At 71.3% G+C, this 6,982-nt stretch carries 7 protein-coding genes; 6 read left to right on the top strand and 1 reads right to left on the bottom strand.

Features of this window, described 5'->3' with window-relative positions:
• From BST11_RS26255 to BST11_RS26235, 5 genes are all read left to right on the top strand, one after another.
• On the top strand, nt 1–1,046 hold a 1,046-nt coding region (locus BST11_RS26255), incomplete at its 5' end, for a DUF7847 domain-containing protein (protein WP_083141099.1).
• Between the two features lie 13 nt (nt 1,047–1,059).
• Entirely contained in the window at nt 1,060–1,713 is a 654-nt protein-coding gene (locus BST11_RS26250; protein WP_083141098.1) for a DUF4129 domain-containing protein, read from the top strand.
• The gene (locus tag BST11_RS26245) at nt 1,695–2,846 is read left to right on the top strand and encodes a DUF4350 domain-containing protein (RefSeq protein ID WP_083141097.1); all 1,152 of its coding nucleotides are present in this window, start codon (nt 1,695–1,697) and stop codon (nt 2,844–2,846) included. The genes BST11_RS26250 and BST11_RS26245 overlap by 19 nt, the downstream gene beginning before the upstream one ends.
• Nucleotides 2,843–3,820, top strand: coding sequence for an AAA family ATPase (locus tag BST11_RS26240; RefSeq protein ID WP_083141096.1), 978 nt, complete (start codon nt 2,843–2,845; stop codon nt 3,818–3,820). Before BST11_RS26245 ends, BST11_RS26240 begins: the two co-directional genes overlap by 4 nt.
• A gap of 4 nt (nt 3,821–3,824) precedes the next feature.
• Complete coding sequence (locus BST11_RS26235; protein WP_083141095.1) at nt 3,825–5,147, top strand: DUF58 domain-containing protein; 1,323 nt, start codon at nt 3,825–3,827, stop codon at nt 5,145–5,147.
• Nucleotides 5,148–5,157: 10 nt separating this feature from the next.
• Here BST11_RS26235 and BST11_RS26230 read toward each other — a convergent pair whose 3' ends face one another.
• The gene (locus tag BST11_RS26230) at nt 5,158–6,150 is read right to left on the bottom strand and encodes a stage II sporulation protein M (RefSeq protein WP_083141094.1); all 993 of its coding nucleotides are present in this window, start codon (nt 6,148–6,150) and stop codon (nt 5,158–5,160) included.
• A 50-nt stretch (nt 6,151–6,200) separates the two neighbouring features.
• Here BST11_RS26230 and BST11_RS26225 point away from each other — a divergent pair.
• A partial coding sequence (locus tag BST11_RS26225) for an RDD family protein (protein WP_142276592.1) occupies nt 6,201–6,982 on the top strand: 782 nt, incomplete at its 3' end.

Here is a 6,982-nt window from a genome sequence, read left to right as displayed (position 1 = left end):
CCCCCGGCTACTATCCCCCGCCGCCCGGATACGGTCCCGCGTCCGCATACGGTCAGCCGCACTTCGCCCCCGGGGCCGTCAAACCCGGGATCATCCCGCTGCGACCGCTGACCCTCAGCGACATCTTCAACGGCGCGGTCGGCTACATCCGGGCCAACCCCCGGGCCACGCTCGGACTGACCGCGATCCTGGTCGTCCTCATGCAGATCGTCTCGCTGGCCGCCACGGTCGGCCCGCTGGCCGCGTACGGCAGGATCACCGCCGCGCGCTCGGACGAGCTCAGCGGTGGGATCGTCGGCGCCTGGATGGGGTCGGTCGCCGCCGGGCTGCTGGTCACCTGGCTCGGCGGCACGCTGCTGTCCGGCATGCTCACCGTCATCGTCGGCCGGGCGGTGTTCGGGGCGCCGATCACCATCGGCGAAACGTGGGCGAAGATTCGCGGGCGGTTGCTGCCCCTGTTCGGGCTGGCGCTGCTGGAGGCCGCCGCGCTGGTGACGATCCTCGCGCTAGCCGTCGGGATCATCGCGCTGGTCGCGGCGATCGGCGGCGGGGCGGCGGCGGTCCTGCTGGGCCTGCCGATGGTGCTCGCGGTGATCGCGGCGCTGGTCTACCTCTACACCGTGGTGCTGTTCGCGCCGGTGCTGATCGTCCTGGAGAGGCTGCCGGTCATGGACGCGATCGGCCGGTCGTTCGCGCTGGTGCGCAACAGCTTCTGGCGGGTGTTGGGGATCCGGGCGCTGACGTTCATCGTGGCCTCCTTCGTGGGCAACGCCGTCGCGTTGCCGTTCAGCATCGCCGGCCAGATCATGCTCGCCGGGGAGACCCCGACGACCGGGACGCTGCTGCTGGGCACCGCGATCGCCTCGGTCGGGTCGGCGATCGGGCAGATCATCACCGCGCCGTTCAACGCCGGTGTCATCGTGCTGCTCTACACCGACCGCCGGATGCGGGCCGAGGCGTTCGACCTGGTGCTGCAGACCGGCGCCGCCGGCGGCCCGTACGCGGTCGCGTCCACCGACAATCTCTGGCTCACCCGCCCGGTTTAAGGACCCGCTGACCGTGCCCTCCATCGACATCGACCGCGATGCCGCCCGTCAGGCCGCGGAGATAGAACTGGGCAAGCCGATCTACTCCAAAGGCTCCGCGGCCCAGCAATTCGCCGATTGGGTCAACGAACAGCTCTACCGGCTGCTGGAGAAGACCGCCAAGATTCCCGGCGGGTGGATCACCACCACCGTGCTGCTCATCCTGCTGGCGATCGCGGTGATCGTCGCCATCCACGTCGCGCGGCGCACCATGCGCACCAACCGCGGCGGCGACTACCGGTTGTTCGAGTCCGCTCAGCTCACCGCCGCACAGCATCGCGCGACCGCCGAAAGCTATGCCGCGCAAGGCGATTGGTCGGCTGCGATACGCCATCGGCTGCGTGCCGTGGCGCGCCACCTCGAGGAGACCGACATCCTGCAGCCGGTCCCTGGCCGCACCGCCAACGAGCTGGCCTCCGACGCCGGCACGGTGCTGCCCCACCTGCGGGACGAATTGTCGGAGGCGGCAACGGCATTCAACGACGTGACCTATGGTGAGCAGCCCGGAACGGAGGCGGCCTACCGGATGGTTGTCGCGCTCGACGACCATCTGCGGTCGCGCTCTGCGGCCGGCTCGCCGACGGCGGGCAGGCCCGCGGCCCCCGAATCATGGGCGCAGGTCCGGTGAGCGCCCCCACCGCGACCGGGACGTCGACTCGCCGATGGCGATTGTGGGCCTGGGTGATTCTCACCCTGGTCGTGCTGGCCGTCGTCGCCGCCATCGGTGCCTACCTGAGCGCACCGCGGCCCGGCGCCCGGATGGATCCCAGATCGACCGAGCCCGGCGGGGCGCATGCGCTGGTGGCGTTGCTGCGCGACGGCGGCGTCGAGGTCGTGGCCGCCGACACCATCGCCGATGTGGAGGCGGCGGCGCGACCCGGCACACAGGTCCTGGTGGCGCAGACCCAGTACCTCGCCGACGACACCCTGGACCGGTTGGCCAAAGTCCCCGGTGATCTCCTGTTGGTGGAGCCGACGGCGCGCGCCCGCGAGGCGCTGATGCCCGGGGTGCGCAGGTCGACCACCACCGCCGCCTTCGACACCAGCCCCAATTGCGCCCTGCGAGAGGCTAATCGCGCGGGAACGGTCCGCTTCGGGCTCAGCGACACCTATCACGCCAAGAACGGCCGGGACATGGCCAGCTGTTACGACGGTGCGCTGGTCCGGTACCGCGCCAACGGGCGTACCCTCACGGTCGTCGGCAACACCGACTTCATGACCAACGGGGGCCTGTCGCAGGCCGGCAACGCCGCACTGGCGATGAACCTCGCCGGCGATCGGCCCCGGCTCGTCTGGTATGCGCCCCACCGCATCGAGGGTGAAACATCGCCCCCGGCTTCGGTTTTCGACCTGATTCCGGAAAACGTCGACTGGATCGTGTGGCAGCTGTGCCTGGTCGTGCTGCTGATCGCCGTGTGGAAGGGCCGCCGTCCGGGCCCGCTGGTGGCCGAGGAGTTGCCCGTCGTGGTGCGCGCGTCCGAGACCGTCGAGGGCCGCGGCCGGCTCTACCGGTCCCGCCGCGCGCGCGATCGTGCCGCCGCGGCGTTGCGCGCCGCCGCCGTGCAGCGGATGCTGCCCCGGCTGGGCCTGGGCCCGGCCGCGCCGCCGCCGGCGGTGGTGAGCACCGTGGCCCGACGCTGCGGCGCCGACCCGGGATTCGTCTACTACCACCTGTTCGGGCCGCCCCCGGCCACCGACGGTGACCTCTTACAACTCGCCCGCGCGCTCGATGACATCGAAAGGCAGGTCACACAAAGGTGACTCAACCAACCCCCACCGAGACCACAGGTGCTGAATCGGCGCGCGAGGCGCTGCTGGCGTTGCGAGGTGAGCTCGCCAAGGCCGTCGTCGGGCAGGAGGGCGTCGTCAGCGGCCTGGTGATCGCGCTGTTGTGCCGCGGCCACGTGCTGCTGGAAGGTGTTCCGGGCGTGGCGAAGACGCTGCTGGTCCGGGCGTTGGCGGCCGCCCTGCAGCTGGAGTTCAAGCGGGTGCAGTTCACCCCGGACCTGATGCCGGGCGACGTCACCGGCTCGCTGGTGTACGACGCGCGCACCGCCGCGTTCGTGTTCCGGCCGGGCCCGGTGTTCACCAACCTGCTGCTGGCCGACGAGATCAACCGCACCCCGCCCAAGACCCAGGCGGCACTGCTGGAGGCGATGGAGGAGCGTCAGGTCAGCGTGGAGGGCGAGGCCAAGCCGCTGCCCGAGCCATTCATCGTCGCGGCGACCCAGAACCCGATCGAGTACGAGGGCACCTACCAGCTGCCCGAGGCCCAACTGGATCGCTTCCTGCTCAAACTGAACGTCGCGCTGCCGTCACGCGACGCCGAGATCGCCATCCTGGGCCGCCACGCGCACGGCTTCGATCCCCGCGACTTGTCGGCGATCACGCCGGTGGCCGGGCCCGCCGAACTCGCCGCCGGGCGCCAGGCCGTCCAACAGGTGCTGATCGCCGACGAGGTGCTGGGCTACATCGTCGACATCGTCGGGGCCACCCGCTTTTCGCCGGCGCTGCAGCTGGGCGTGTCGCCGCGCGGGGCGACGGCGCTGCTGGCCACCGCCCGCTCCTGGGCGTGGCTGTCGGGGCGCAACTACGTCACCCCCGACGACGTGAAGGCCATGGCCCGCCCGACGCTGCGGCACCGTGTGATGCTGCGCCCGGAGGCCGAGCTCGAAGGGGCCACCCCCGACGGTGTCCTCGACGGCATTTTGGCGTCGGTTCCGGTGCCCCGCTAGCACCATGGTATTGACCGGACGTACCGGGCTGCTGGCGCTTATCTGCGTCCTTCCGATCGCGCTATCACCCTGGCCGGCACGGGCTTTCGTGCTGCTGCTGGCGCTTCTGTCGGTACTGGTTGTCGTCGACGCCGCGCTGGCGGCGAGCACCCGCAGGCTGCGCTTCGTCCGCTCGCCGGACTGCTCGGCGCGCCTGGCCCAGCCGGTGGAGGTGGACCTGCTGATCCACAACGACGGCGGCCGGCGGTTCCGCGGCCGGGTCCGCGACGCCTGGCCGCCCAGCGCGCGCGCCGAGCCGCGCAGCCACGATCTCAAGATCGCGCCCGGCCAACACCAGCGCGTCCAGACCCGGCTGCGGCCGGTGCGCCGCGGCGATCAGCGCGCGGCCGCCGTCACGGCCCGATCGATCGGTCCGCTGGGGCTGGCCGGCCGCCAGCGCTCACAGGCGGTGCCGGGCCAGGTGCGGGTGCTGCCGCCGTTTCTGTCGCGCAAGCACCTACCGTCGCGGCTGGCCAAGCTGCGGGAGATCGACGGGCTCCTGCCGACGCTGATCCGCGGGCAGGGAACCGAATTCGATTCGCTGCGCGAGTATGTCGTCGGCGACGACGTCCGCTCGATCGACTGGCGCGCATCGGCGCGCCGCGCCGACGTCGTGGTCCGCACCTGGCGACCCGAACGCGACCGGCGGGTGGTGATCGTGCTCGACACCGGGCGCACGGCGGCGGGCCGCGTGGGCGTCGACCCGACCGCCGCGGATCCCGCCGGTTGGCCGCGGCTGGACTGGTCGATGGACGCCGCGCTGCTGCTGGCCGCGCTCGCGTCCCGAGCCGGTGACCACGTCGACTTCCTCGCCCACGACCGGGTGAGCCGGGCCGGCGTGTTCGGCGCCTCGCGCACCGAAATCCTCGCCCAGCTGGTCGAGGCGATGGCCCCGTTGCAACCGGCGCTGATCGAGTCCGATTGGCGCGCAATGGTCGCCGCCATCGCGCGGCGGACGAGGCGGCGATCGCTGGTGGTCTTGCTGACCGACCTCAACGCGGCCGCCATGGACGAGGGCCTGCTGCCGGTGCTGCCGCAGCTGTCGGGCAAGCACCACGTGATGGTCGGCGCCGTCGCCGACCCCCGCGTCGACCAGATGGCGGCCGGGCGCTCGGACGCCGCCGCCGTCTACGACGCGGCGGCCGCCGAACGGTCGCGCAACGATCGGCGCGCGATCGCGACGCGGTTGCGCCGCAGCGGGGTCGAAGTCGTCGACGCCCCGCCCACCGAGATCGCGCCGGAGCTCGCCGACCGCTACCTTGCGATGAAAGCCAGCGGGCGGCTGTGAATTTCGCGGCTCAGCTGGTGGGCACCACGTCCGGTGCGTCTTCGATGTCGCCGGTCTCGCCGGCCTTCGCCGCGCGACGGCCGAAATACACGACGTAGAACAAAAACGCCGCCTCGGCCACGGCCCCGATGCCCACCCGCACGAACGTCGGCAACGGCGACGGCGTCACCAGCGCCTCGATCAAGCCGGAGACCAACAACACACCCGCCAGCCCCACCGCGACCGACACGATGCCACGGCCCTGTTCGGCGAGCACCTGTCCCCGGGGACGATCCCCTGGCGAGATCACCGACCACCCCAGCCTCATCCCCGTCGCCCCGGCGAGGAATACCGCCGTCAGCTCCAGCAGCCCGTGCGGGGCCAGCAGGCCCAGCAGGATGCCCCCTTTGCCGGCCTGGAACATCAGCCCCGCGATCAGCCCGAGGTTGGCGGCGTTGTTGAACAGCACGATCGGGATCGGCAGCCCCAGCAGCACCGACATCGCGATGCACTGAGCGGCAACCCACGAGTTGTTGATCCAGATCTGCAGGGCGAATGCCGCGGCGGGGTGTTCGCTGTAGTACGACGCGACATCGTGGTTGACCAATTCGTCGATGTCGCTTGGCGTTCCGAGGGCGGCTTGCACGTCCGGATTGCCGGCCACCCACATCGCGATGACCACCACGACGGCCAAAAACGCCGCCGCCGTGCCCGCCCACCACCGCCAGCTGCGGTAGGCGACCACCGGAAACGACACCGTCCAGAACCGGACGAACGTCCTGGTCAACGGCGCGTGGGCGCCGGTCACCACCGAGCGCGCCCGCGCGACCAGGCTCGAGAGCCGGCCGATCAGCACGGAATCCGAGGAGGTCGACCGCAGCATCGACAGGTGGGTGGAGACCCGCTGGTAGAGCTCGACGAGTTCGTCGACCTCGGCGCCCGTCAACGACCGGCGCTTCTTCACCAGCCGATCCAGCCGGTCCCACGTCCCGCGATGGGTCAGCACGAATGCGTCGACGTCCACCCTGCGCAGCCTAATCGGCGGGGCCGCCGCACCCTGTACCGTTCGGGGTTATGCCCGAGGTGGTGACCGGCGACGCGGTGGTGCTCGACGTGCAGATCGCCCAGTTGCCGGTGCGGGCGGTGGGCGCGCTGATCGACATCACGGTGATCTTCATCGGCTACGTCGTCGGCCTGATGTTGTGGGCGGCCACTCTGACCCAGTTCGACAGCGCCCTGAGCGCCGCCGTTCTGCTCATCTTCACGGTGCTGGTGATCGTCGGGTATCCGGTGGCGTTCGAAACCGCCACGCGGGGCCGGTCGGTGGGCAAGATCGTGATGGGCTTGCGGGTGGTTTCCGAGGACGGCGGCCCGGAACGCTTCCGCCAGGCGCTGTTTCGCGCGCTGGCGTCGGTGGTCGAGATCTGGATGCTCGCGGGCAGCCCCGCCGTCATCTGCAGCATGTTGTCGCCGAAGGCCAAACGCATCGGCGACGTGTTCGCCGGCACCGTCGTGGTCAGCGAGCGGGGGCCCAGATCGACGCCGCCGCCGGTGATGCCGCCGTCGCTGGCGTGGTGGGCGTCCTCGCTGCAGCTGTCCGGGCTGGACCCCGCGCGGGCCGAGGTCGCACGCCAATTCCTTTCCCGCGCACCACAACTCGACCGTGGGCTGCGTCAACAGATGGCCTATCGGATCGCCGGTGACGTCGTGTCGCGCATCGCCCCGCCGCCCCCGCCGGGGGCCCCGCCGGAGCTGGTGCTCGCCGCGGTGCTCGCCGAGCGGCACCGCCGCGAGCTGGCGCGAATGCAGCCGGTGTTTCCGAGTGCCCCCGCGCCCCAACCGCAACAGTTCTTCCC

The sequence above is a fragment of the Mycobacterium alsense genome (assembly GCF_002086635.1).
Taxonomy (GTDB): Bacteria; Actinomycetota; Actinomycetes; order Mycobacteriales; family Mycobacteriaceae; genus Mycobacterium; species Mycobacterium alsense.
Note: the sequence above shows the minus strand (reverse complement) of the source record. Positions and strands in the feature narration are given on the sequence as shown.

Bases quoted from the DNA above. Each gene is read 5' to 3' on its own strand.
- BST11_RS26245 (WP_083141097.1), top strand. From the start codon at position 1,695: ATGGGCGCAGGTCCGGTGAGCGCCCCCACCGCGACCGGGACGTCGACT.
- BST11_RS26235 (WP_083141095.1), top strand. From the start codon at position 3,825: ATGGTATTGACCGGACGTACCGGGCTGCTGGCGCTTATCTGCGTCCTT.